Source organism: Ochrobactrum sp. MYb379 (genome assembly GCF_037479515.1).
Taxonomy (GTDB): domain Bacteria; phylum Pseudomonadota; class Alphaproteobacteria; order Rhizobiales; family Rhizobiaceae; genus Brucella.
Genome location: NZ_JBBGYW010000001.1, coordinates 20,592 through 45,073, shown reverse-complemented (window position 1 = coordinate 45,073; position 24,482 = coordinate 20,592). Strand labels below are relative to the sequence as shown.

Below are 24,482 nucleotides of genomic sequence, written 5' to 3'. Positions count from 1 at the left end.
TCGGCCCGAAACCCACATGAGTAAATTAGTCAACGGGTTTATCGCTTTTTTATGCGTCTCACAAGAAGTTGAGCCGAATTACAAATATTATCGGTACTGATTATAAGAAAACTACTCTTCTTTGCAGCTGATTGGCTTTTCCTGATCAGGATCATCCATCAGATTATAGAGATCAGCGCTGTCGCCTTTGGTCCACCAAATGTAAACGCCGCCTGCATATTTTGCGCCGGAACCCGAAAGAACATTGGCTGCGATAACCGACGTGTCTTCCATTTCGAGCTGCACGAGTGAGTTTTCACCGGCATTGTAATAAGTGGCAGAAACGTTTTGATCTCCGCATTTATAAAGAACCGAGTTTTCCGTTACTTCCACATCGTCGGGCAAAGGAATATTAATTTCTCCGGCCAGCGCACCCGATGCCACAAGCGAAAAACCTGCAGCCAAAATCCACTTCTTCATTCCATCAAACTCCCTGCCTAAATATGCTTCGCAACAGTTATAGCTTGAGACGCTTGACGCTGAAACAGCAAAGTAGCACAAGAAATCATGTCTCAGATTCGATCCATTTGTGTTTATTGCGGCTCTTCAACGGGCTTAAATCCAATCTATCGTGAAGCGGGCCTCACGCTTGGTCGCTCGCTTGCGGAACATGGCATTCGTCTTGTTTACGGCGGCGGAACGCGCGGCATTATGGGCGCGGTTGCGCAAGGCGTGATGGAAGCGGGCGGCGAAGTCACCGGCATCATCCCGACCTTCCTGCTCGACAAGGAAGCAAGCCTGGAAAAAGCGCAGGAATTAACCGAGCTGATCGTGGTTGGCGACATGCACGAGCGCAAGCATCTGATGTTCCAGAAGTCAGACGCTTTTGTCACCCTCCCCGGCGGCATCGGCACGGTTGAAGAAATCGTGGAAATGATGACCTGGGCACAGCTTGGCAAGCATACCAAGCCGATGGTTTTCGCCAATATCAATAATTTCTGGCAGCCGATGCTCACTTTGCTTGAGCACATGACAAATGAAGGCTTCCTGCATACCGCGCATCAGGTAAAGCCGCTGGTGATTGATGATGCGAAAGACATTGTGCCAGCAATCCTCGCTGCCAATGGCCGCGCACATGAGGGCGATCCTAAGATCATCGAGAAGATGTAATCGCGGCTCTGGACCGATTGCATAACGAATAAAAGGGCGGAGCAATCCGCCCTTAACTCTATCTGGGAGGCAGAGATGAAGACGATTGGACTAATCGGCGGGATGAGCTGGGAAAGCTCGCAGGAATATTACCGCATCATCAACCGCGAAGTCCGCGCAAAACTTGGCGGCACGCATTCGGCCAAAAGCCTGATGTGGTCGATGGATTTTGCAGAGATCGAGGATCTCCAGCATCAGGGCAAATGGGACGAACTGACAAAGCTTATGATTGAAGCGGCGCAAAACCTTGAAAAAGGTGGCGCGGACTTCATCCTGATCTGCACCAACACCATGCATAAAATGGCCTCTGATATCGAAAATGCCACGTCAATTCCGCTCGTGCATATTGCCGACCCGACAGCAGAAAAAATCAAGGCCGCAGGCTTCTCAAAAGTGGGTCTGCTCGGCACCGCGTTCACGATGGAGCAGGATTTCTACAAAGGTCGCCTTGCTGCAAAATATGGGCTGGACGTTCTCACGCCCGACGATGCCGACCGCAAAACTGTGCATGACATCATCTATCAGGAACTGGTGGTGGGCGATGTGCGCGATGTTTCCCGCGAGAAATACCGTGCGGTCATCCAGCGTCTGGTTGAGCGCGGCGCAGAAGCAATCATTCTCGGCTGCACCGAAATCATGCTGCTGATAGGCCAGCAGGACAGTCCCGTACCGGTGTTTGACACAACACAGTTACATGCAGAGGCGGCAGTGGATTGGGCTTTACGATAAACGAAAGGGCGGAAAATCCGCCCTTTTTTATGTATCAAACAGTAAGACGATCATTCACCGCCTTTAACGCAGCTTCACGATCATCCTTATTGAGATCGAGACGTTCAAAACCCTCATCCAGAAGAACAGGCAATGACGCCTGTGGATGTATGGCAACAATGCCATAGGTCTCATCATCCGCTTGCACATAATGAAGAAACGGGCTTTCCTTTCGCGAAAATCGCGAAACAACACTCTTCTTTTTATGCGCCTTATCAACCGGGTTGTAAGTGATGTTCGTCGCGCCAAGACTCTTCTTACTGGCTGTGATCTTCGCCCAAACAAACTGAAGTGCTGTGGCGGATTTCATTGCAGACGCGCTTCCCATGATCTTGAAGAAGCGAACCAGAAACAGCACAGACATTGCGAGCATGATCGCGAAAAGCCCGAGATCAAAGGCCAGACGATTCCAGAACTCATCAATGGCCAGTGTCAGCGTTACATTTTCAGGATCAGACCGCTGCATGACAACGTCTGTTTCGTAATCGCCACCCGCCAAGCTCACAAATGAAAACTCGACCTGCTTTATACGGCGCTCGCCTTCATAGTCATAGACAATGCCAGCCTTGCAGTTAACCGTCATCTTTTTAGATCGGCACTGACCGTCGATGATAGAAGCATCTTCCAGAACGAGCGGATCGTTCATAATCAGGTGGTCTTTGTAAAGTCCTGGAAACCAGGCCACAGCAACGCCAACACTCGCAAAAGCAAAGACGATGCTGAGAAACGGATAGAGCAGACGATGCGCCAATCCATGTTTTTTGATTTTGATCTCACGAGCAGGAAAAACGCCGTTCAGATCCGGCAAAGAGGTATTTTCAGTCATTTTATAATCGTCTATCGCAGGGCGCTATTCACGATTGGGAGGAAGAACCGCGCCGGTGATACGTCTTGCAGCCTGTCGGCAAAAATCTGCACAAAACGCGATATGAACATGACAGTGCGACGCACAGAAACATCATATGCAAGGCCATGAAATGAAAAACCTGAATGGGTAAAAATTACCCATTCAGGTTTGTATTTTTTAGCAAAGTCGAATTTTACTGCAATATCCGGCAGCCAGAGGAATCTCGAAAACACCCGTCAGCCAGTAACAATTGCGAACAGCCAGACTTTTAATGTGAGATGCAAGTGTTGCTGCGATAATGCGTTCTACTTCTTCACCAACGTTACCACGGCTTCAACATGCGAAGACCAGAGGAACTGGTCAATCGGTGTGACGCGGGTAATGCGGTAGCCGCCCTTCACCAGAATGGCGAGGTCGCGGGCCAGCGTGACCGGGTTGCAAGAGATGGCAACCACCTTGCCTACCTTGGATTTGGCCAGTTCTTGTGCCTGCTCTTCAGCGCCCGCGCGTGGCGGATCAAACACCACCGCATCATAAGGCAGCAATTCTTTTGGCATCAGCGGGCGGCGGAACAAATCACGGCGTTCAACCGAAACAGGCTTCAATCCCTGCACATGACGCACGCCGCGATCAAGGGCAGCGAGTGCTGGTGCATCATTTTCAATCGCGTGGACCGCGCTCTTCTCAGCGATACGCAGCGCAAATGTTCCAACCCCACAGAAGAGGTCGGCGACGCGCTTGGATTTACCAACATGCGCAAGCACGAGCGAAACCATGGCTTCTTCGGCCTCAACCGTTGCCTGCAAGAAGCAACCCGGAGGCACCGGAACCGGTACTTTGCCAAAATGGATGATCGGCTTCTTCGGCTCGACGATGATTTCGCCTTCATGTGAAAGGCGGGCAAAGCCCTTTTTCATCATCAGTGCAGTCAACGCACGGCGTTGCTCATCGCTTAATTTACCGCAGCCGCTTGCTGCCAGATCAAGCCCGGAAGCGGTTACAGTTGCAGCTAGCTTAAACGGCTTTGAACCCGGTGCGATCAGCGCGCCCACTTCGCGCAGGTCATCAAGATGCGCGACGATTTCCGGCACTGTAACAGCACATTCGACAAGATCGATGATCTCGTGGCTCTGGTGGCGATTAAAGCCAAGCAGCACGCCTTTTTCAGTCTTGCGCGCAGCAAAGGTTGCGCGGCGGCGCGACTGCGGCTGGCAAGCGACCAGCGGCTCAACCTCGACATCAAGGCCGCGACCCTTAAGAGCCGAGACAACCAGTTCGCGTTTCCATGCGCGGTAAGGTTCGTCCTGCCAATGCTGAAGCGCGCAACTGCCACACTCTTCAAAATGCTGGCATTCTGGATCCTGACGCTCATTGGAGGTTTCAAGCAGTGCCATCACCGTGCCACGGTTCTTGTCGCGTGCAACATTGGCCACTTCACCCGGCAGCGTGAAAGGCACAAAAAGCTGGCCATCGGGAAGATTGGCGACGCCATCGCCGCCCGCGCCTATCGAGCGGATTGTAACTTGCGTCGTCATAAATCTTTCTTTCCTGCCAAGAGATATTCACGATTGCCGTCGCCGCCCTCAATGGGTGACGGGCAAAGGCCCAGCGCACGCCATCCGGGTTGCGTTTCAAGCCATGATTTCAATTCTTCCGCAATGCGTTCGCCGTCTTTAGGGTCACGCAGAATGCCGCCTTTGCCGATGGCTTCGCGCCCGGCTTCGAACTGCGGCTTTACGAGAAGCGCGCAGATAGCATCTTTTTGCGCAAACGCCAATGCCGGAGGCAAAGCGAGTTTCAGCGAAATGAAGCTTACGTCCGAAACAACGCAGCCAATGTCGCGGCCATCAAGGTGGTTAAACTCGAGCGCACGCGCATTGACGCCTTCTTTGTTGGTGACACGCAGATCACTGCGCAATGTCGGATGCAACTGATCGTGGCCAACATCGATTGCAATGACGTGACTAGCACCGCGTTCAAGCAGCACCTGCGTAAAACCGCCGGTCGATGCGCCAATATCAAGCGCATTCAGCCCCTTCACATCGAGATGGAAATGATCAAGTGCCGCGATCAGTTTCAGTGCTCCGCGCGAAACATAGGCGCTGGCCGGATCATCGACGCTCAGTTCTGCCGTGCGCAGAACATTTTGCCCCGGCTTGGTGACGGTCTTGCCATCAACCTTCACCGTGCCGCGCTGTATCGCATCGCGCGCACGCGAACGCGTGGCGAACAGGCCGCGATCAACCAGCAACTGGTCAAGACGCGGGCGGTTATCCGGTGATTGCTCGCTCATCACTTATGCGCGAAATGGTGCCGCGACTTCTTCGCGACCGAGAGCTGCAAAGACCGTGTGTACGATACCAGCGCGATCAAGACCGGCATTGGCATACATGACTTCCGGCTTGGCATGGTCCTGATAGCTGTCTGGCAGGGTCAGTACGCGCACTTTCAGGCCACGATCCAGTAGACCATCGGTTGCGAGGAATTGCAGCACATGGGCGGCAAAACCACCAGCGGCACCTTCTTCAATCGTCACAAGCACTTCATGCTCACGCGCCAAACGACGGATCAAATCATGATCAAGCGGCTTGGCAAAACGCGCATCCGCGACCGTTGTTGAAAGCCCCGCTGCGGCCAGTTCATCAGCAGCACTCAGGCATTCCAGCAAACGCGTGCCGAATGACAAAAGCGCGACCTTGGTGCCTTCACGCACAATACGGCCCTTACCGATTTCAAGCACGGAGCCACGCTCTGGCAATTCCACACCAACACCATCACCGCGCGGATAGCGGAAGGAGATCGGGCCTTCGTCATATTCAGCAGCGGTGCGCACCATATGGCGCAGTTCCGCTTCGTCGGATGCAGCCATCACCACAAAGCCCGGCAACGCTGCGAGGAAGCCAGTATCGAACGAACCGGCATGCGTCGGGCCATCGGCACCGACCAGACCAGCGCGATCAATCGGAAAACGCACGGGCAGATTCTGGATCGACACATCATGCACGACCTGATCATAGCCGCGCTGGAGGAAGGTCGAATAAATCGCACAGAACGGCTTATAGCCTTCGGACGCCAAGCCAGCCGCGAAAGTGACTGCGTGCTGTTCGGCAATGCCGACATCAAAGACGCGCTTCGGAAACACTTCGCCAAACAGGTCAAGGCCGGTGCCAGTCGGCATGGCCGCAGTCACCGCCACGATCTTGTCGTCGTGGCGCGCTTCTTCAATGAGGCTTGTACCGAAAATCTTGGTGTAGCTCGGCGCATTTGCCGGTGGCTTTGCCTGTTTGCCGGTAATCACGTCGAACTTGTTGACGCCGTGATATTTGTCCGCAGCGGCTTCCGCAGGCGCATAGCCCTTGCCCTTCTGCGTCACCATGTGGATCAGCACAGGTCCGTCTTGCGTGTCGCGAACGTTTTTCAAGATCGGCAGCATATGATCAAGATTATGCCCGTCGATCGGTCCGACATAATAAAAGCCAAGCTCTTCAAACATCGTGCCGCCAGTGAAGAAGGCACGCGTAAACTCTTCCGACTTGCGGGCTTTATCCTGCAAAAATTTCGGCAGTTTCTTGGCTATCTGCTTAGCCGCTTCACGCACGCTACGATAGGTCTTGCCGGAAACAAGTCGCGCCAAATAAGCACTCATAGCGCCTGTTGGCGGCGCAATCGACATATCATTATCGTTGAGGATAACGATAAGACGCGCATCAAGCGCACCCGCATTGTTCATCGCTTCATAGGCCATGCCAGCCGACATGGAACCATCACCAATAACGGCAATCACATTTCGCTTTTCGCCCGAAAGGTCCGCGGCCACGGCCATGCCAAGACCTGCCGAAATCGATGTCGAGGAATGTGCCGCGCCAAACGGATCATATTCGCTTTCAGCGCGCTTGGTGAAACCAGATAGACCATTTTCCTGACGCAGCGTACGGATACGGTCACGGCGTCCAGTCAGGATCTTGTGCGGATAGGCCTGATGACCCACATCCCAGATGATACGATCATGCGGCGTGTTAAAGACATGATGCAGCGCAATGGTGAGTTCTACAACACCAAGCCCCGCCCCCAAATGCCCGCCCGTCGTTGAAACTGCGTCCACCAGCTCGGCGCGCAGTTCCTCCGCAAGCTTTGGCAAATCCTGCTCCGGCAATGCGCGCAGGGCTTCCGGTGTCGGTGCCTTGTCGAGCAATGGGGTGATGGGTCGGGACATTAAAACAACCTGTTTCTGGTTCGATTTTTATTTGTCGGTATAGCAGCAGCTTGTGCAGATCAAGCTTGGCAAGGCTTTCGTGCACCCAGCGAGACATCGTGTCCTATGCGACCACTTTTTGTATTATCGCATTATCCGAATGCAAAACCGCTTCACATTTTTACTGGAAATGCTCCATCATTCTGGCAAAGGTATGAATTCTTCTTCATCACCCGGCACAATATCAAAACGCCCGGTGCGCCATTCTTCCTTCGCCTGCTCAATGCGCTCTCTGGAAGACGAAACGAAATTCCACCAAACATAGCGTTTTGAACCAAGCGCTGCTCCGCCAAAAAGCATGAAATGCGCACCATCCGACCCGGCCTGCACGACAATATCGTCACCGGGACGGAAAGCCAGCAGACGATCTGGTGGGAACACTTCTCCACCAATGCCCACATTTCCGCGCAGCGTATAAATCGCGCGCTCTTCCGTGGTTGGCGGAATTTGAAAGCGTCCACCGGACAGCACTTCAATATCTGCATAGAGCGTTTCGGCATGCTGGATGACGGGTGACGATAGACCGTGCATTGAGCCTATGATCAGCCTGCCATTAAATTCGCTATCGTCCATCAATGGCAGATCAGGCGAATTGGTGTGATAAAAATGCGGATCGATTTCTTCAAATTGCTCGGGCAGCGCGAGCCATGTCTGCACGCCTGAAATGGCGAGTGGGCCGTTGCGCTCCTCTTCCGGCGAACGCTCGGAATGGACAATGCCGCGCCCTGCCGTCATAAGGTTTACGTCGCCCGGACGGATCACCATTTCGGTGCCAAGGCTGTCACGATGGCGGATATGACCATCAAACAGATAAGTCACCGTAGAAAGCCCGATATGCGGATGCGGACGCACATCAAGCGCATCGCCATCCTTCAACACTGCCGGTCCCATGCGATCAAAGAAGATGAACGGCCCAACAAGCCGCCGCTTAACGGTGGGCAAAGCACGACGCACTTCCAGCCCGCCAATATCGCTGGTGCGCGGGATGACCAGCGTTTCGATAGCATCAACGGAAGTCTTGTCGCCAAGCACCGGATCAGGACAGGGAAAAAAGCTCATCGGACAGCCACCAAATAAAATCGCACCGGCAAACGGCCTGCCGGTGCGTCATCTTTAAAAAGATAGAACTGTGTCAGCGATTGTGCAACAGGCGCGACAATTCGTTGGTGTCGGGCACCTGTCCATTGCTGGTCAGCTTATCAACCAGACCCGGAAGCACTTGCGAAAGCTGATTGAGCAGTTCCTGTTGGTCAATACCTGCATGAGCTGCGATTTCGCTCAATGTCTTATTGCCAAGTGCATCGCCAAGCTGACCCGGCTCTATCTGGTGGTTATTGCCCTGCCCGACCCATGAATCCACCTTATCACCAAGGCCTGCTTGTTTAAGCTGATCCAGAAGACCGCCCAGACCACCACCGAGCGGACCCGGCGCTGCGGGAGCAGATGACGCACTGCCATTTGCAAGGGCGCCACCAAGCAGACCACCAAGGCCACCGAGAATGCCGCCAAGCAGTCCGCCGCCATTATCTGCCTGCTGCGGTGCAGATTGATCAGGAACAGAAGCCGGTTGTTCAGGCTCGTCGCTATGGCCTTTAAGCATCTTACCCACCAGAAGCGCGCCGAGCGCAATCAGAACCGGCTTGGCAAGACTGCCGCCGGGGATCGGCGAATTGCTGGAATTGTCATCATAACTTCCCATCACACGATACTCCCTGTTGGTCGCTGTGGTTTTTTCACACGCGATAAGTTAAGGTGAAATAAGTTTTCACCTTTGACAAGCATTATACCTTGCCAAATCGAAACTATTGTGAAAATTTTCTAACTGTCTGATGCAAAACCTTATTTTCGCAATCGGAGATATTAGATGTCTATAATAAGCTGGATTATCCTAGGCCTGATTGCCGGCTTTATCGGCAGTAAAATCGTCAATAAAAGCGGTCAGGGACTGTTCTTCGACATTGCGCTCGGCATTGTCGGGGCGATCGTTGGCGGCGCTCTCTCTTCAACACTGTTTGGTCGCGGCGTCACTGGCGCTTTCGATCCAATGAGCCTGATCATTGCGATTATCGGCTCGATCCTTGTCCTGTGGGCCTATCACAAGATCACCGGCAAGCGTTCCATCGGCTGAAAAACACGTTATAGTGCTATATGGCTCCGGTTCGCGCCGGAGCCTTTTTATTACCATTCATGAAAGCACCAGTGCCAGATGGGTTTTATCGAACATTACATCGCGGCTTACGGCGCTTTTGCGATTTTTATCATTGTCTATTTTGAATCTTTTGGCGCACCGCTTCCCGGTGAAAGCGCATTGATTGCCTGCTCACTCCTTGCATTGAATGGAACACTGCATATTGAGCATGTGTTGCTCGCCGTGTTTATCGGAGCCGTTCTTGGAGACACTACTGGATATATCATCGGGCGCTCTGGCGGACGCGCGTTGATCCTGCGTTATGGCAGCCGCATTAAACTGACGCCGGAACGGCTCGAACATTTTGAAAGGATATTTGAAACCAAAGGTATTTTTGTCGTCGCCACTGCCCGTTTTGTCGTGTTGTTGCGACAGCTGAACGGCATCATTGCCGGTTCCATGAAAATGCCGCCGCTACACTTCATGGCAGCGAATATTTTCGGTGCAGCAGTTTGGACACTGGTTTGGGGGCTTGGCCCTTATCTTCTGAGTGGTATGCTTGCGCCTTATGTCATTCACATCAAAAACATGATCCACTAAGCCAGCAAGCAAGTAGTTTTGGGTGGATCAAATATAATGATGTGCAAATGCAACAACACGCGATAAATTTCACTGCCCTATATTTAAATCGACCAGTGTTGCCTAGTCATTAAAACTTCACCAATCTGACATGTAATTGATATTGTTTGTTTTTTTTACACCTCTATAAGCGCTCCAGTCACACCTCACTTATGGAGTTTCTTATGAGGGTTAAGCATTTTCTCTGCGCTTCGGCTGCAGTATTTTCGTTCGCATCAGTTGCACAAGCTGCTGACGCGATTGTTGCGCCAGAGCCAGAAGCAGTAGAATATGTTCGCGTTTGCGATGCATACGGCGCTGGCTACTTCTACATTCCAGGCACCGAAACCTGCCTGCGCATCCACGGTTATGTACGCGCTGATATCAAGGGCGGCGACAATGTCTATGCTAAGACCCTTAGCGCTCGTGATCGCGACACCTATGACTACCTGACCCGTTTCTCGCTCCGTTTCTCGACCGCATCGGAAACCGAACTCGGCACACTGAAGACCTATACTGAAGCCCGCTTCCAGTACCAGAACGGCGCTGATGCAAGCTCGACCGGCACCCTGCGTTATGGCTACATCCAGCTCGGCGGCCTTCGCGTTGGTCTCGACGAATCAGCATTCGTAACTTTCACTGGCTACCTCGGCGACGTCATCAACGACGACGTGATCCTCGCTGGCGGCACCCGCACCAACGCGATCAGCTACACTTTCAAGGGCGGCAACGGCTTTTCGGCTATCGTTGCGCTTGAACAGGGCGGCAATGGCGATTCCAACGGCTCCGTCACCATCGACGACTACACACCACATGTTGTTGGTGGCCTAAAGTATGCTCAGGGCTGGGGTTCGATCGCCGGTGTTGCAGCTTACGACGCGCTCAATGAAAAGTGGATGGGCAAGGTTCGCCTCGACGTGAACGTAACCGAACAGTTCTCGATCTGGGGACAGGGCGCTTACAAGTCGAACGACGACCATTACATTGCTGGCGTTCGTCAGATCGACAGCTTCTACGGCACATGGGGCGGCGATTGGGCTGTCTGGGGTGGCGCGAAGTACAAGTTCAACAAGAAGACCGCCTTCAACATTCAGGCAGCTTACGAAGAAGCTGGCCGTTTTGCAGGCACCATGAACGTTGCTTACACCATCGTACCGGGCTTCACCATCACTCCAGAAGTGTCCTACACCAAGTGGAACGACGATCGTTCGGTCCTCAAGGGCAAAGACGCTGTTCAGGGCATGGTTCGCTTCCAGCGTTCGTTCTAAGCAATATTGCTTAGTTCAAATTTGCGTCGCTAAAGCTTCCCGACCTCCAGTCAGACCGAACGCGACACAAAGGAATAGCGGCTCCAAAAGAGCCGCTATTTTTATATCCAGATAAAAATCTTAACTGATCTTATTCAGCGTCGAGCGGTTCTGTACCGACAGGCTGACCATCGCGACCAACGCGAATCTTCTCCACCTTGTCTTCCGCAGATTTAAGCAGCGTATCGCAATGCTTCTTCAGCGCTTCGCCGCGCTCATAGATGCGGATCGACTCCTCAAGCGGCACATCGCCCCGCTCCAAAGCATCGACGATCTTCTCAAGCTGTTTCAAGGCGTCCTCAAAGCTCATAACTGCAATGTCGGTGTTGGACGGTTCGGTTACCATGGTTTATCCTTTCAACAGCCGCGTAATATGGGAAGACGCGGACTGCGACAAGCCCTCAAGATCATATCCACCTTCAAGCACACTCACCATCCGGTGATTGCAGAAGCGCTCTGCGCGTTCCATGAGCTTGCCCGTCGCCCAATCGAAATCCGCTTCATCGAGATTAATCTCGGAAAGAGGATCGCGGAAATGTGCGTCGAAGCCAGCTGAAATAAGGATCAAATCTGGCCGGAAGTTGTCCAAAGCAGGCAATACACGACTATTAAATGCTTCGCGAAACTCGCGGCTGCCAGTATTTGGTGACAGCGGGGCATTAACGATATTGCCCACGCCCACTTCATCTTTCCGGCCGGTGCCCGGAAACAGTGGAAACTGATGCGTTGAGCAAAACAAAACGCTCGGATCATCTTGAAAAATGTCCTGTGTGCCATTGCCGTGATGTACGTCCCAGTCAACAATCGCAATACGCTCTGCACCATGATTGCGCTGCGCATGGCGTGCAGCAATGGCCACGTTGTTGAAAAGGCAAAAGCCCATGGCGGTCGTAAGCTCGGCATGGTGGCCGGGCGGGCGCGAGGCGACAAACACATTATCGGCCGCACCTGAAAACACATCATCAACTGCGTTAGTTGCGGCACCAATTGCCAGAAGAGCAGCTTCCCAGCTTTTCGGGCTTACATAAGTATCGACACCAAGCTTATTGATGGGCTGAGGCGCTTCTTCGTCATCGATGGGATCAGGAATTTGCTGGCGGATCTCATCGACATAGCTTTCAGGATGCGCGAGGAGAATGGCACTTTCAGATGCCATTTGCGCTTCCACACGATCGAGACGGTAAAAATCCGGCCCATCGAGCTCGCTCATCAGTGCACGAATGCGGTCGGGCCGCTCGGGATGTCCGGGCGGCACGATATGTTCAAGATAGGTGGGATGCCAGTAAAGCCGTGTTGTCATTGCGCTCCTCTAGCATCCTTAGCCAACAACACTGTGTCAGATGATTTCCGTGCGCGAGATATTGATGCCGAAACCTTCAAGACCAACATAGTGACGCTCACGCGAAGCCAGCAGCACAATTGAAGTAATGCCGAGATCTTTCAGGATCTGCGCACCCAAGCCAATCTGACGCCATTCTTCTTCACGCGCCACAGCTTCCGCATGGGCTTCCTGCTCGCCAAGCAAAGCTTCACGCGCCCGCGCATCGCGATGATCAGAGCGCACGCCTACCGAATCTTCACGCAAGTAAACCAGCACGCCACGGCCTTCTTTGCCCATGCGTTTCATGATCTCGTCGAGATTGCTGCCGCCATTGCCGAACACATCGCTCAGCACATCTTCGCGATGCAAGCGCACAGGCACTTCTTCGCCGTCGCGAATGTCACCAAAGACGACAGCCACATGCTGCATCGGCTCCCATGGAAGCTCGTAAGTATAGGCATGGGCCGGACCTGCGCAGGTATCAATTGCAGCATCGCCGATACGCTTAACCAATGTTTCCTTGCGCTGACGATAGGCAATAAGATCAGCCACCGTGACGCGATGCAGCTTATGCTGTTCTGCAAAGCTCGTTACGTCAGGACCACGCATAACGGTGCCATCATCATTGATAAGCTCGCAGATCACGCCAATTGGCGGCAAGTTTGCGAGCTTGCAAAGATCGACAGCTGCCTCCGTATGACCGGAACGCATCAGAACACCGCCCTCACGTGCGATCAGCGGGAAGATATGGCCGGGACGCACGAAATCGGAAGCACCAGCATTCGGGTTTGCTAGATTGCGAACCGTAAGCGTGCGATCATCAGCAGAAATGCCTGTCGTGGTGCCATGACGATAATCAACCGTGACCGTAAAAGCAGTCGTGTGAGCCGATTCGTTTTCGGCAACCATCGGTGCGAGGTTGAGGCGCTTGGCTTCCTCACGTGGCATCGGTGTGCAGACGATCCCCGACGTATAGCGCACTATGAACGCCATCTTTTCCGGGGTGCAATGAACAGCGGCGACGATCAGGTCACCTTCATTCTCGCGCCCGTCATCATCCATGACCACAACGATTTCACCGCGTTCAAAAGCCCGCAGCGCATCAACGACCTGTTTCTGATTATAGCTCATTTCAGCCTCAATCTTTGTCCCTCAGTTTCAGTCGAAAACCGGCCCTCAGTTCCTGAAACTCGTCTCTGAATATTTTATACGCGTCCTGTCTGCCCACGATGGCGCAGATAATGATCAGCAATGGCGCAAGCGACCATCGCTTCGCCAATCGGCACAGCACGAATACCCACACATGGATCATGGCGACCCTTGGTCATCACATCCACTTCCTTGCCCTGCGCATCAATTGACTTGCGCGGCGTTAGGATCGACGATGTTGGCTTCACTGCAAAACGCGAGACAACCGGCGCACCAGTTGCGATGCCGCCCAGAACACCGCCCGCATGATTAGACAGAAATACAGGCTGGCCATCATTGCCGATCCGCATTTCATCGGCATTTTCTTCGCCAGTCAGACGTGCAGCTTCAAAACCATTGCCTATCTCAACGCCTTTCACGGCATTGATCGACATCAGATAACTTGCAATATCTTGATCAAGCTTGCCATAGATCGGCGCACCGATACCGGCAGGAACACCTTCCGCCACGATTTCAATAATCGCACCGATGGAAGACCCATTCTTGCGGATACCATCGAGATATTCTGCAAATACCTCGACCGAACCCGCATCCGGCGTGAAGAACGGGTTGTTATCGACTTCGTTCCAGTCCCAGCGCGAGCGATCAATGTCGTGAACGCCCATCGAAACCAGCGCACCACGCACCTGCAAGCCCGGGACAACTTTGCGCGCAATGGCACCGGCTGCAACGCGTGCCGCTGTTTCGCGCGCCGAAGAACGTCCACCACCGCGAAAATCACGAATGCCGTATTTCACGTCATAGGCATAGTCAGCATGACCCGGACGGTACTGGCTTGCAATATCGCCATAGTCCTTGGAGCGCTGATCAGTATTTTCGATCATCATCGAAATCGGCGTACCTGTCGTGGTCATGGTAACGCCATCGTCGCCCAAAAGAACACCGGACAACACGCGCACCTGATCCGGTTCGCGGCGCTGCGTCGTATATTTTGACTGACCCGGCTTCCGTTTATCGAGATAGGACTGAATTTCGGCCTCGGTAAATGTGATGCCGGGAGGGCAACCATCCACGACACAACCAAGCGCAATACCATGGCTTTCACCCCAGGTGGTTACGCGGAACAAATGACCGAAACTGTTATGAGACATGAGCTAAGCCTGATTACGGAGCGCCTTTTCCGGCAAGATATGGGGCGGTTTTATTGGCCTTTTGAGCAACGGTCAAATTATTGCTGGGAATAGCGCATCAGGATCGCAAAATTTCCATCAGATCATCCACATGCCGCATTCTTTTTGACACATTCCACCAGCTAAAATACGGCCACAAATGAAGTTGCTTCCCTCAGTTTCAGCTCTTAGTGTTTGCTAAAAAAATCAGGGAACAATCGCAAAATGCAATTCGTGTCGAATCAGTCAATGGACGGTCGGGCACCCAAATGGAGGATGGCACCCATGCAATATATTGTGGGACTGCTCTTTATCATTGCTTCGCTCTTTTCGACTGTCGCAATGGCAGATGATGTCGAAGGCAAGATCACTGGCATCAATCAAGACAAAGAAACAATTACGCTTGATGACGGCAAGACCTATAAGCTGCCGGGCGAGTTTGATTATTCCGCCATTAACAAAGGCATGAAGGTTATCATTCTTTACGATGAAGCCGACAATACGCGCTTCATCACCGACATTCAGGAAGCGCCGTAAACTTAAACGACGGATAAAATTGTGCCCGTGTCGTATTGACGAACATAATCGACGCGGGTTCCATTCCAGTGATAGCTGTAATGCCGTCCCTGAACAGGAATCGTTATAACATTCGGCCAAAAAATCCCAATACAAGAGCCACCGCGCATCCGTACACTTGGCCATAAAAGCCCATGACTTCCGCTTGCGCGCAGATCTCTTCCCTCGACATGAGACGCTGCATAATCAACAGGATTAAGCACGCCCGGAACTGCGCTCACGTCGTCCAGTTCTCTATCCACGCTGCCGATAAGCACGCGAAAATCTGAGGTCCAGCCGGGTTCTTCACTGGTTGCACGCATGAATTTTTCATGGTGATGAATGGTTTCAGCCACCGCCACATCTTCGCGATCAGCAGCATAATAAATGCCATAACTGCCATCGCTGAAACGCCCCGGACGCGTCGTCGAACAATGCACAAAAGGCGCCATGACGTAGGTTGCGCCCTGCCCTACGACGCGCCGCTCAGCAGGAACCTTGCCCAAATCACCGATCTCAAAACGAATACGCGGATTGGTTTTTTCCTCGACTGAGGCCAGTGCCTCCCAGTCGCGCGGGTCGGCAATATCTTCAAACAGATCAATCGGCGGATGAATGGACCGAATGATGCGAAACGTCTGCGGCCAATCAACATGTCGCTTTTGCGCCAATCCGCTTACCACGCGCCGCGCTCCGCATTGAGCCATTCGCGAAGGGCAGCGAGATCAGAAATTTCGCCCCGCAGCATAAGATCAAGCGCCGAAAGGCCGCCAAAAGCGTCATTGGGCTTTCTGATCCACGCATAACCGCGTGCGGCATCGCGGAACATATAGCGCAGGCCTTTATGAATACCCATCAGATGCGCCATACGCATCCGTAGGTCGCGATCAATCCGGCCAATAGTGCCGTCTTTCCATCGCGCCCATGTGCGCGGCGACATATCGCCCAACAATATACACGCTTCTCCATCCGAGAGCTTCCAGACCCTCAGCAGATTAACCGTTGTGCGTGCCAAAGCGCCCGCTTCCTCACTGGTAATCGCATTCGTCAGAGTGCCTGCTGGCGTGATACTGATCGGCTGAAGTTCCATGCCACACCTTCCTTATGGCGGAAAGATAGCATAATTTTGCCAAATGGCAAATCAGCTCGCCGCAAACCATGTCGTTGCTAGACTTTTAGGGGCGAGTCTGTTTGTGTCCGAGAGATGGGGGCCTCCAATAATCCGGTCAGGCCGAGTATTGCATATTGGGGCAAGCATCGATGGATGATCCGATAAAATCACTCGACAGGCCGGGAAACAGATCAGCGCAGGCACGCTATGTATTCTTCGCTGCCCTGACTGGAATACTCACTGGAACTGTAGGGTCATATTTTCATCTCATCATTGATGCACTGATGACATGGCCGCAAAAGCTAGGCCAATACATCACCGGAACACCTCTTATCGTTGCGGCAGCACTGTTTACAATGTGCTGCACAGTGCTTGCGGTTTTCATCGTTCGCCGTTTTGCGCCCGAGGCTGGCGGCAGTGGTGTTCAGGAAATTGAAGGCGCGATGGAAGGTTTGCGTGAGGTGCGCTGGCGGCGTGTGCTGCCTGTGAAATTTCTCATGGGCATCACATCGATTTCGTCCGGCCTCGTTCTTGGGCGTGAAGGCCCGACCATCCACATTGGCGCGTCGCTTGGTGCCGCGATCACAGATTTCTTCAAAGTCAGCGAAACTGAACGGCGCGGCATTCTGGCGGCTGGTGCAGCTGCGGGTCTTGCCTGCGCCTTTAATGCGCCGTTGGCTGGTGTGCTGTTTATCGTGGAGGAAACCCACAAGCAGTTTCCTTACACATTCCGCACCTATATGGGCGTGATCGCTGCTGCTCTTCTCGCAACCGTCATGACGCAAATCATCGGCGGTACCGCACCCGATATGTCAATGCCGGATGTAAAAGCAGCACTTGAACATCTCCCCGCCTTTGTGTTGCTCGGCTGTCTGCTTGGCTTCGTTGGAGTGGCGCTCAATGGTGGCATCATGTGGGCGGTTGATTTCGCAGCCCGAATGCATAATCGCGTGCCATATCTTTATCCGGCAATTATCGGGCTATGCGTGGGCGCACTCTTCATTGTGCTGCCTTATTCGGTTACCGGCGGCGAGCATATTATCATGCAGCTTGCTCACCAGAAAACCGGCCTGGCACTTCTGCTCCTACTGGCTTTTGCGCGCTATTTCACGATGGTTGGCAGTTATTCCACCGGCGTTCCGGGCGGTATTTTTGCGCCCATGCTCACATTGGCGACGTGTGTTGGGCTTGCATTTGCAGGCATCATCAGCGTGCTTCTGCCTGATGCAGGCATCATGCCTCTGGCATTTGCCATAGCGGCTATGGGCGGGCTGTTTACGGCATCGGTTCGCGCACCAATTGTCGGCGTTGTTCTGACGCTCGAACTCACGGGCGCCTATGGCATGGCAATGCCGCTGATTGCCACCTGCCTCACAGCCAATCTCGTTGCGCAATGGATTGGCGGCAAGCCCATCTATGAACAGCTTCTCGACCGGACATTGGCGCAGGCTGGCATCAAACCAAAAGACAGACCTGCAGAATCACACACAGGACTTGCTTGAAACAAGGTCTGAGCTCACTCAGACCCACTCAAGCTTGTTGTTCTCGAATTTCAGAATCTTATCCTGCGGGATCGACAGATTGGCGGCAGCATGGCCGTCCATATTGCCGTAAAGATAGAACAACGTGCGAATGCAGCCGCCATGCGTCACGCAGACCGTTGGCCATTCCACCGCTTCGACCCAGCGGCCAATGCGTTGTGACAGGCGCATGTAGCTTTCAGCAGTCTCGCCTGGCGGTATGAAGTTCCACTTATCCTGAGCGCGGGCATCGAGAAGGTCTTCTCGCTCTTTGGCAATGTCTTCCATCATGAAGCCCTGCCAATCGCCGAAATTCACTTCCATCAATTGCGGGTCAGTGCGGAAATCATAAGGATCAAGGCCCATGCGCAGACGAATACGCTCCATGGTTTCACGCGTGCGGCGCAGCGGGCTTGCGACAAAATCGTAACCGGCACCATCGCCGATCAGAGATTTCAGCATATCGCCGTTTCGGTCCGCCTGTGTGCGGCCATGGGCATTGATGTCAATATCAAGCTGCCCCTGAATGCGCTGTGCAACATTCCAGTCCGTCTCACCATGACGCGAAAAATAGATGATCTCGCGGGCCAAAATCACACCTCTGTCTGCAAGTAATTCTATTTTGAATAGCCCCTTCGGCGATGAAGAGACAAAGAAAAATCCCGAAAAGTCGGTCAACTTTTCGGGATTTTGGAATGTTCAGATCAGTCTTTGATGACCGAGATGTCCGGCGCGTCAACTGCTTTCATGCCAATGACATGATAACCGCTGTCGGCGTGGTGGACTTCACCTGTGACCGAGCGCGAGAGGTCAGAGAGGAAGTAAAGGCCAACATCGCCCACTTCATCAATCGTAACCGTGCGGCGCAGCGGCGCATTATATTCGTTCCACTTAAGAATATAGCGGAAATCGCCAATGCCCGAAGCTGCCAGGGTCTTGATCGGACCTGCCGAAATCGCATTCACGCGAATGTTCTGCGGTCCAAGGTCAACGGCCAGATACTTCACGCTTGCTTCAAGAGCTGCCTTTGCAACGCCCATGACGTTGTAATTCGGCATAACTTTTTCAGCGCCATAATAGGTCAGCGTAAGAATCGAACCACCATCATTCATCAGCTTTTCCGCACGACGCGAAATCGCGGTCAGCGAATAAACCGAAATAAGCATAGTGTTCTGGAAATTGGCTTCTGACGTGTCGACATAACGGCCCGTCAGTTCATCCTTATCGGAGAAACCAATGGCGTGAACGACGAAGTCGAGCTTGCCCCACTTCTTTTCCAGTGCTTCAAAAACAGCATCAATGCTTGCACCGTCAGCAACATCGCAATGTCCGGCAACAAAAGCATCCAGTTCTTCGGCCAGCGGCTCGACACGCTTCTTCAGCGCATCACCCTGATAGGTGAATGCGAGTTCAGCACCAGCTTCACGAGCGGCCTTGGCAATGCCCCAGGCGATAGAACGGTTGTTGGCTACGCCCAGAATCAATCCGCGCTTGCCCTGCAACAAACCTGACTTTGCGGTCATTAAGGGTCCTCATCGAAATATAATCAACTAGATGCCCTATCGCACAGCATTGCACAGGCTTCAAGCAATTGCGCACAAAAAGCCGGGTATTATAGATTGCAAGCGACGGATCGCCGCGCAGTGCAGCGATCCGGTTACAGTTGATGCGGCAAAAGCTTGTTAGTCGCCTTTGCGTTTCTTGAGAAACTCTTCAAGTTCTGCATCGCCGCCTTCGGGCAACATGATGCGAACATGAACATAAAGATCGCCATGGCCACCAGCTTTGAGCGGCAGACCCTTGCCCTTAAGACGCAAAACCTTATCCGAGCTCGACCATGCGGGCACTTTGACTGCGATACGACCGCTGAGCGTTTCAACTTCCGCCTTGCCACCTAGCGCTGCGTCTGCAAGTTCGACCGGCAAATCGACATGCACATCGCGGCCTTCGAGTTTAAAGCGCGCGCTTGGCTTGAAATGGATCGTCACCAGCGCATCGCCCGGCGTACCGCCGACAACATGCTCGCCCTGACCTTTCAGGCGAATGGTCTGACCATCTTCGACAAACTGCGGCAGCTTGATTTTCAGGTGTTTGCCATTCGGAAAAACGGCCTCAACCTTGTCAGCACCGGCAGCTTGTTCAAGCGTGATATTGATCGAAGCAGCCAAATCGTCGCCCTTGATAGGACCACGCTGACGTGCACGACCACCGCCGCCGCCGCCAAAAGCGCCACCGAATATATCATTGAGAATGTCTTCGGCACCGCCGCCGAAACCACCCTGCTGACCACCGCCACGCTGACGAAAGCCTGCGAACGGATCGCCGCCGCCACCAAATCCAGAATGGCCACCCTGCCCGGCAAAACCTTGAAAGGCTTGCTTGCCTTCGGCATCGATTTCGCCCCGGTCAAACTGGCCGCGCTTGTCTTTATCGCCGACAATCTCATAGGCCTGATTGATTTCGGAAAAGCGCTCTTGCGCTTTCGGATCATTTTGATTCTGATCCGGATGGTATTTCTTGGCCAGCTTGCGGAAAGCCGATTTTATTTCTTCGGGCTTCGCCGTTTTGGCGACGCCCAACACGCTATAGGGATCGCGCATATAGTCCTCATTCGGGAAAATGACTGATTTATCAGCCGTTAGACTCACTTTGCCGTAATATGAGTACTAAGGCTTAAAACTTCCAGAGTAATAGCGCGTGTGGAGTACTAAAAAACCTAAAGCGGTGCAAATGAGGTTAATGTCCACTCACCGCCGCGCTGCATACAGGTTTCACCACGATAGATCGAAACGCCGTCAAAAGCTTCACGCGATGTCTCAAACTGTCGGCAAAGCGTATCGTTGGCTTTCGTTTCGGCAATGGTGGTTATGGCACCCTGACTGCCGGTATCGGGATTAGCCCAAGGAACCGGGTTCTTACCCCATTGCGTAAAGTTCAGTGCTGAAACAATGCTCTTGATCGTGGACTGGTCGGAACGCTTGCCATTATCCGTCTCGTCTTTTTCGACGGACTTTATAGAGCCGGTGATGGTCGAGGAATCAGGAACCGCTTTGTCGATGCCAACTCCGCCCATCGCACAACCTGCGAGCGAAACCATGACGGCAGCGAGGGCCACATGGCGGATCAGAGCCATGCTTCGATTGCAGATCACATCATTTTTCTCGCGGCGAGCAAGTCCAGCGGCCAACGGGTCTTCCCTTAAGTACATCCTAAAGATGCAATGAATATGGGGGATATGGAGTTAACAAGCGGTTCGCAGGCAGGGTAAACAAATCACTACCAAAGAACAACGCTCAAAATCTGCTCATCTGCGCAAAATCCCAGCAAAACAATAGACAAAATGCGTGATATGGACGAAGTTCGCTTCCACACACTTTCATGAAGATATGAAATAGCAGAAAATGACCGATACTAGCGACGACTTCACCCAGAACTCCGAACCGTTCGAGCTTTTTGCGCAATGGCTAAATGACGCCACCAAAAGCGAAATTAACGACCCAAACGCATTGGCACTCGCCACCGTTGATCCGGATGGTTTGCCGAATGTGCGTATGGTTTTGCTCAAGGATTTCGACGAGCACGGCTTTGTTTTCTACACCAATTACGAAAGTGCCAAGGGACAGGAAATCCTGTCTGCTGAAAAAGCAGCCATGTGCTTTCACTGGAAATCGCTGCGTCGTCAGGTACGCGTGCGTGGCCCTGTTGAGAAGGTTAGCGCCGAAGAAGCCGATGCTTATTATGCATCGCGTCCGCGTGGCAGCCGTATCGGCGCATGGGCTTCAAAGCAGTCGCGCCCGCTAGAAAGCCGCTTTGCGCTCGAAAAGGCTGTTGCAGAATATACGGCTCGTTATGCGATTGGTGAAATCCCTCGGCCTCAACATTGGTCGGGCTTCCGCATCCGCCCAGTTTCCATCGAGTTCTGGCACGATCGCCCCTTCCGCTTGCATGACCGCGTGTTATTTACCCGCGACACGCCGGAAGGCGACTGGCACAAAGATCGTCTCTATCCATAAAATGAAAAAGGTCGCTGAAATCAGCGGCCTTTTAGATGTTTTTTGACGCGCATCTTGATCCGAAAACCGCTTCACACTTTTCGGGATGCGCTCTCATTTTATACCATCGGCTTTAATGCCACCCATAGGCTTCCTAGTACGAGGCCCAAGAAAATCAGCCAGCCGACCGTGTTGTTCGACTTAAACAAACGCAAGCACTGGTCAGGATTATCGATATCCAGCACGATGATTTGTCGGTAAAGATGAACGCCAGCTGCGAGCAGTCCGGCAAGCGCTGGCATCGGCACCTGTGCAACCGCAAAGGCCGCAGCGAAAAAGCCAATTGCTCCACCATAAAGCACCAGCAGTGCCGTTTTGGTATGTTTACCAAACAGACGAGCCGTCGACCCGACGCCGACCAGCGCATCGTCCTCCTTGTCCTGATGGGCGTAGATCGTGTCATAGCCAATCGTCCAAAGGATCGCACCGATATAAAGCAGCACAGGCGAGAGTGAGAGCGAGCCTTCAACCGCCGCCCAGCCCATCAGTGCGCCCCATGAAAAAGCAAGGCCGAGCACCAGTTGCGGCAGATTCGTGATACGCTTCATGAAGGGATAGGCCGCAACTATCACGAGCGATCCAACGCCAAGGCCAATCGTAAACCAGTTAAATTGCAGCACAACAGCCAGCCCAACCAGAGCCTGCAAGACAATGAATATTTTTGCCTGTTTGCGCGTCACCTGACCTGACGGGAGCGGCCGCGAGCGTGTGCGGTCCACCTTATCGTCAATGTCCTGATCTGCGAGATCATTATAGGTGCAGCCAGCACCACGCATCGCGACAGAGCCGACGAAAAATAAAACGAGATGCCAGATGGATGGCACCACAGACCATGCATCATCGCCTGGTTGCGCACCTGCACCCGCCACGAGAGCCGCTGACCAGAAACATGGCCATAGCAAAAGCTGCCAGCCAATCGGACGATCCCAGCGCGCAAGCTGCGCATAAGGCCATAGCGATGGCGGAAGCACGCGATAGACCCAATGGCCTGATGGCGCATCCTTCACACGTCCGCGTGTGTCGCGCGACTGAACATCTGAATTCGGCCCCATATCGGGCTTTGACTGCTGCATGACTGCTTGCTTTCCTGAAACTATGCCGGTGCGACCGCTTTTTATCCAAAAATCGCGGCACTGCCCTTGCCCGCTCGTGCGTTGGGCAATAGAGACCCGTATAAACAACATTTACTGATCTCACGCGCAGGGAGCAAGGCATGAAAGTTCTGTTGATCGGTTCGGGTGGACGCGAACACGCATTGGCATGGAAACTCGCCGCATCCGAAAAGCTGACAAAGCTCTACTGCGCACCGGGCAATCCCGGCATTGCCGAATATGCAGAATTGGTGTCGCTCGACGTGACCGATCACGCGGCTGTCATTGCTTTTGCCAAGCAGAATGCGATTGATCTGGTTGTCGTTGGCCCGGAAGCGCCACTCGTTGCAGGCCTTGCTGATGATCTTCAGGCTGCGAATATTCGCGTCTTCGGTCCTTCCAAGCTGGCCGCCCAGCTTGAAGGCTCAAAGGGCTTTACCAAAGATCTCTGCGCCCGTTTTGATATTCCGACCGGCGCTTATGGCCGCTTCAACAATGCGCCAAAAGCCAAAGCCTATATTCGCGAAATGGGTACGCCAATTGTTGTCAAAGCCGACGGCCTTGCCGCAGGCAAAGGCGTTGTCGTTGCTATGACGCTCGATGAGGCGCTCGATGCCGTTGATATGTGCTTTGAAGGCGCATTTGGCTCTGCCGGTGCTGAAGTCGTCGTTGAGGAGTTTCTTGAAGGCGAAGAAGCAAGCTTCTTCTGCATTTGCGATGGCAAGACTGCCCTCTCGCTCGGCTCTGCACAGGATCACAAACGCGTTGGCGATGGCGACACCGGCCCGAACACCGGCGGCATGGGTGCTTATGCGCCTGCGCCAGTGATGACGCCTGAAATCGTTGAACGCACTATGCGCGAGCTGATTGAACCCACCATGCGGGGTATGGCCGAAATTGGCGCACCGTTCTCGGGCGTTCTGTTCCTGGGCCTGATGATCGGCAAGGACGGCCCGAAGCTCATTGAATACAATACCCGCTTTGGTGATCCTGAATGTCAGGTGCTGATGATGCGCCTTGAAACTGATCTGCTCGACCTCATCAATGCAGCCGTTGATGGCAAACTTGATGAAGTTAAACTCGAATGGAAAGACCAGCCAGCCCTGACCGTTGTTATGGCTGCGGAAGGCTATCCCGCCAACGTGAAGAAGGGCAGCGTCATTCGCGGTCTCGAAAAGCTCGACGGCATTGATGGTCTGAAAGTCTTCCACGCTGGCACGGCAGAAAAAGACGGCAATCTCATCGCCAATGGTGGCCGCGTCCTCAACGTGACAGCCATTGCTGAAACTGTGGCAGAAGCTCAGGGCAAAGCCTATGACGCCGTGAAGCAGGTGAACTGGCCGGAAGGCTTTTATCGTTCTGACATCGGCTGGCGTGCTGTTGAACGCGAACGCTCAGGCGAATAA

The 24,482-nt window shown here is 53.2% G+C and carries 27 protein-coding genes; 9 read left to right on the top strand and 18 right to left on the bottom strand.

Features of this window, described 5'->3' with window-relative positions; all coding sequences use genetic code 11:
* Window positions 1-111: 111 nt before the first annotated feature.
* Window positions 112-459 (bottom strand): MliC family protein, encoded by a 348-nt coding sequence (locus WH356_RS00235; protein ID WP_339507991.1) that lies wholly within the window; start codon window positions 457-459, stop codon window positions 112-114.
* Between the two features lie 87 nt (window positions 460-546).
* Here WH356_RS00235 and WH356_RS00230 point away from each other — a divergent pair, with 87 nt between their 5' ends.
* Window positions 547-1,149: an LOG family protein gene (locus WH356_RS00230; protein ID WP_339507990.1), complete on the top strand. Its 603-nt coding sequence runs from the start codon at window positions 547-549 to the stop codon at window positions 1,147-1,149.
* Between the two features lie 75 nt (window positions 1,150-1,224).
* Window positions 1,225-1,917 carry an aspartate/glutamate racemase family protein gene (locus tag WH356_RS00225; RefSeq protein WP_339507988.1) on the top strand — a complete coding sequence of 231 codons (693 nt, stop codon included), beginning with the start codon at window positions 1,225-1,227 and terminating at the stop codon, window positions 1,915-1,917.
* A gap of 34 nt (window positions 1,918-1,951) precedes the next feature.
* Here the strand turns inward: WH356_RS00225 and WH356_RS00220 are convergent, their stop codons facing one another.
* From WH356_RS00220 to WH356_RS00195, 6 genes are all read right to left on the bottom strand, one after another.
* Window positions 1,952-2,782, bottom strand: a complete 831-nt coding sequence (locus WH356_RS00220; protein ID WP_339507987.1) for a hypothetical protein — start codon at window positions 2,780-2,782, stop codon at window positions 1,952-1,954.
* A gap of 326 nt (window positions 2,783-3,108) precedes the next feature.
* Entirely contained in the window at window positions 3,109-4,338 is a 1,230-nt protein-coding gene (locus WH356_RS00215; protein ID WP_339507986.1) for a class I SAM-dependent RNA methyltransferase, read from the bottom strand.
* Entirely contained in the window at window positions 4,335-5,096 is a 762-nt protein-coding gene (locus tag WH356_RS00210; RefSeq protein ID WP_339507984.1) for a TlyA family RNA methyltransferase, read from the bottom strand. The genes WH356_RS00215 and WH356_RS00210 overlap by 4 nt, the downstream gene beginning before the upstream one ends.
* A gap of 3 nt (window positions 5,097-5,099) precedes the next feature.
* Entirely contained in the window at window positions 5,100-7,016 is a 1,917-nt protein-coding gene (gene dxs / locus WH356_RS00205) for a 1-deoxy-D-xylulose-5-phosphate synthase (protein WP_339507982.1), read from the bottom strand.
* Between the two features lie 177 nt (window positions 7,017-7,193).
* Window positions 7,194-8,114 carry a pirin family protein gene (locus WH356_RS00200; RefSeq protein ID WP_339507981.1) on the bottom strand — a complete coding sequence of 307 codons (921 nt, stop codon included), beginning with the start codon at window positions 8,112-8,114 and terminating at the stop codon, window positions 7,194-7,196.
* Between the two features lie 73 nt (window positions 8,115-8,187).
* Window positions 8,188-8,754, bottom strand: coding sequence for a YidB family protein (locus WH356_RS00195; protein WP_339507980.1), 567 nt, complete (start codon window positions 8,752-8,754; stop codon window positions 8,188-8,190).
* Window positions 8,755-8,919: 165 nt separating this feature from the next.
* Between WH356_RS00195 and WH356_RS00190 the strand changes: the two genes are divergently transcribed.
* The 3 genes from WH356_RS00190 (at window position 8,920) to WH356_RS00180 (ending at window position 11,069) form a co-directional block, all read left to right on the top strand.
* Window positions 8,920-9,183 carry a GlsB/YeaQ/YmgE family stress response membrane protein gene (locus WH356_RS00190; protein ID WP_339507978.1) on the top strand — a complete coding sequence of 88 codons (264 nt, stop codon included), beginning with the start codon at window positions 8,920-8,922 and terminating at the stop codon, window positions 9,181-9,183.
* Window positions 9,184-9,261: 78 nt separating this feature from the next.
* Window positions 9,262-9,783 (top strand): DedA family protein, encoded by a 522-nt coding sequence (locus tag WH356_RS00185; protein WP_339507977.1) that lies wholly within the window; start codon window positions 9,262-9,264, stop codon window positions 9,781-9,783.
* A gap of 203 nt (window positions 9,784-9,986) precedes the next feature.
* A complete protein-coding gene (locus WH356_RS00180) occupies window positions 9,987-11,069 on the top strand; it encodes a porin (RefSeq protein WP_310010802.1) in 1,083 nt (360 codons plus the stop codon).
* A gap of 130 nt (window positions 11,070-11,199) precedes the next feature.
* Here WH356_RS00180 and WH356_RS00175 read toward each other — a convergent pair whose 3' ends face one another.
* The 4 genes from WH356_RS00175 to aroC all read right to left on the bottom strand — a co-directional run bounded on the left by WH356_RS00175 (window position 11,200) and on the right by aroC (window position 14,729).
* Complete coding sequence (locus WH356_RS00175; protein ID WP_250040228.1) at window positions 11,200-11,454, bottom strand: exodeoxyribonuclease VII small subunit; 255 nt, start codon at window positions 11,452-11,454, stop codon at window positions 11,200-11,202.
* Between the two features lie 3 nt (window positions 11,455-11,457).
* The gene (locus WH356_RS00170) at window positions 11,458-12,408 is read right to left on the bottom strand and encodes a histone deacetylase family protein (RefSeq protein WP_339507975.1); all 951 of its coding nucleotides are present in this window, start codon (window positions 12,406-12,408) and stop codon (window positions 11,458-11,460) included.
* Window positions 12,409-12,444: 36 nt separating this feature from the next.
* Window positions 12,445-13,560, bottom strand: coding sequence for a 3,4-dihydroxy-2-butanone-4-phosphate synthase (gene ribB / locus WH356_RS00165; RefSeq protein ID WP_339507973.1), 1,116 nt, complete (start codon window positions 13,558-13,560; stop codon window positions 12,445-12,447).
* 74 nt (window positions 13,561-13,634) lie between these two features.
* Window positions 13,635-14,729 (bottom strand): chorismate synthase, encoded by a 1,095-nt coding sequence (gene aroC / locus WH356_RS00160; protein ID WP_339507971.1) that lies wholly within the window; start codon window positions 14,727-14,729, stop codon window positions 13,635-13,637.
* 303 nt (window positions 14,730-15,032) lie between these two features.
* Between aroC and WH356_RS00155 the strand changes: the two genes are divergently transcribed.
* Window positions 15,033-15,284: a DUF1344 domain-containing protein gene (locus WH356_RS00155; protein WP_250040220.1), complete on the top strand. Its 252-nt coding sequence runs from the start codon at window positions 15,033-15,035 to the stop codon at window positions 15,282-15,284.
* 2 nt (window positions 15,285-15,286) lie between these two features.
* On the opposite strand, the gene WH356_RS00150 is transcribed toward WH356_RS00155, so the two are convergent.
* Together WH356_RS00150 and WH356_RS00145 are read right to left on the bottom strand one after the other, a co-directional pair.
* Complete coding sequence (locus tag WH356_RS00150) at window positions 15,287-15,985, bottom strand: RES family NAD+ phosphorylase (protein ID WP_339507969.1); 699 nt, start codon at window positions 15,983-15,985, stop codon at window positions 15,287-15,289.
* The gene (locus tag WH356_RS00145) at window positions 15,979-16,392 is read right to left on the bottom strand and encodes an MbcA/ParS/Xre antitoxin family protein (RefSeq protein WP_339507968.1); all 414 of its coding nucleotides are present in this window, start codon (window positions 16,390-16,392) and stop codon (window positions 15,979-15,981) included. The genes WH356_RS00150 and WH356_RS00145 overlap by 7 nt, the downstream gene beginning before the upstream one ends.
* Window positions 16,393-16,562: 170 nt before the next feature.
* Between WH356_RS00145 and clcA the strand changes: the two genes are divergently transcribed.
* On the top strand, window positions 16,563-17,915 hold the full coding sequence (clcA, locus tag WH356_RS00140; protein WP_339507967.1) for a H(+)/Cl(-) exchange transporter ClcA: 1,353 nt from the start codon (window positions 16,563-16,565) through the stop codon (window positions 17,913-17,915).
* An 18-nt stretch (window positions 17,916-17,933) separates the two neighbouring features.
* Here the strand turns inward: clcA and WH356_RS00135 are convergent, their stop codons facing one another.
* From WH356_RS00135 to WH356_RS00120, 4 genes are all read right to left on the bottom strand, one after another.
* Window positions 17,934-18,524 carry a histidine phosphatase family protein gene (locus WH356_RS00135; protein ID WP_339507965.1) on the bottom strand — a complete coding sequence of 197 codons (591 nt, stop codon included), beginning with the start codon at window positions 18,522-18,524 and terminating at the stop codon, window positions 17,934-17,936.
* Window positions 18,525-18,637: 113 nt separating this feature from the next.
* Complete coding sequence (gene fabI / locus WH356_RS00130) at window positions 18,638-19,456, bottom strand: enoyl-ACP reductase FabI (protein WP_250040211.1); 819 nt, start codon at window positions 19,454-19,456, stop codon at window positions 18,638-18,640.
* Between the two features lie 159 nt (window positions 19,457-19,615).
* The gene (locus WH356_RS00125; protein ID WP_339507964.1) at window positions 19,616-20,533 is read right to left on the bottom strand and encodes a DnaJ C-terminal domain-containing protein; all 918 of its coding nucleotides are present in this window, start codon (window positions 20,531-20,533) and stop codon (window positions 19,616-19,618) included.
* Between the two features lie 116 nt (window positions 20,534-20,649).
* Window positions 20,650-21,120, bottom strand: a complete 471-nt coding sequence (locus WH356_RS00120) for an RT0821/Lpp0805 family surface protein (RefSeq protein ID WP_421565309.1) — start codon at window positions 21,118-21,120, stop codon at window positions 20,650-20,652.
* A gap of 214 nt (window positions 21,121-21,334) precedes the next feature.
* On the opposite strand from WH356_RS00120, the gene pdxH reads away from it, so the two are divergent.
* Window positions 21,335-21,946 (top strand): pyridoxamine 5'-phosphate oxidase, encoded by a 612-nt coding sequence (pdxH, locus tag WH356_RS00115; RefSeq protein WP_339507963.1) that lies wholly within the window; start codon window positions 21,335-21,337, stop codon window positions 21,944-21,946.
* Between the two features lie 98 nt (window positions 21,947-22,044).
* Here pdxH and ubiA read toward each other — a convergent pair whose 3' ends face one another.
* A complete protein-coding gene (ubiA, locus tag WH356_RS00110; protein WP_421565393.1) occupies window positions 22,045-23,037 on the bottom strand; it encodes a 4-hydroxybenzoate octaprenyltransferase in 993 nt (330 codons plus the stop codon).
* A 161-nt stretch (window positions 23,038-23,198) separates the two neighbouring features.
* On the opposite strand from ubiA, the gene purD reads away from it, so the two are divergent.
* Window positions 23,199-24,482, top strand: coding sequence for a phosphoribosylamine--glycine ligase (gene purD, locus WH356_RS00105; RefSeq protein WP_339507960.1), 1,284 nt, complete (start codon window positions 23,199-23,201; stop codon window positions 24,480-24,482).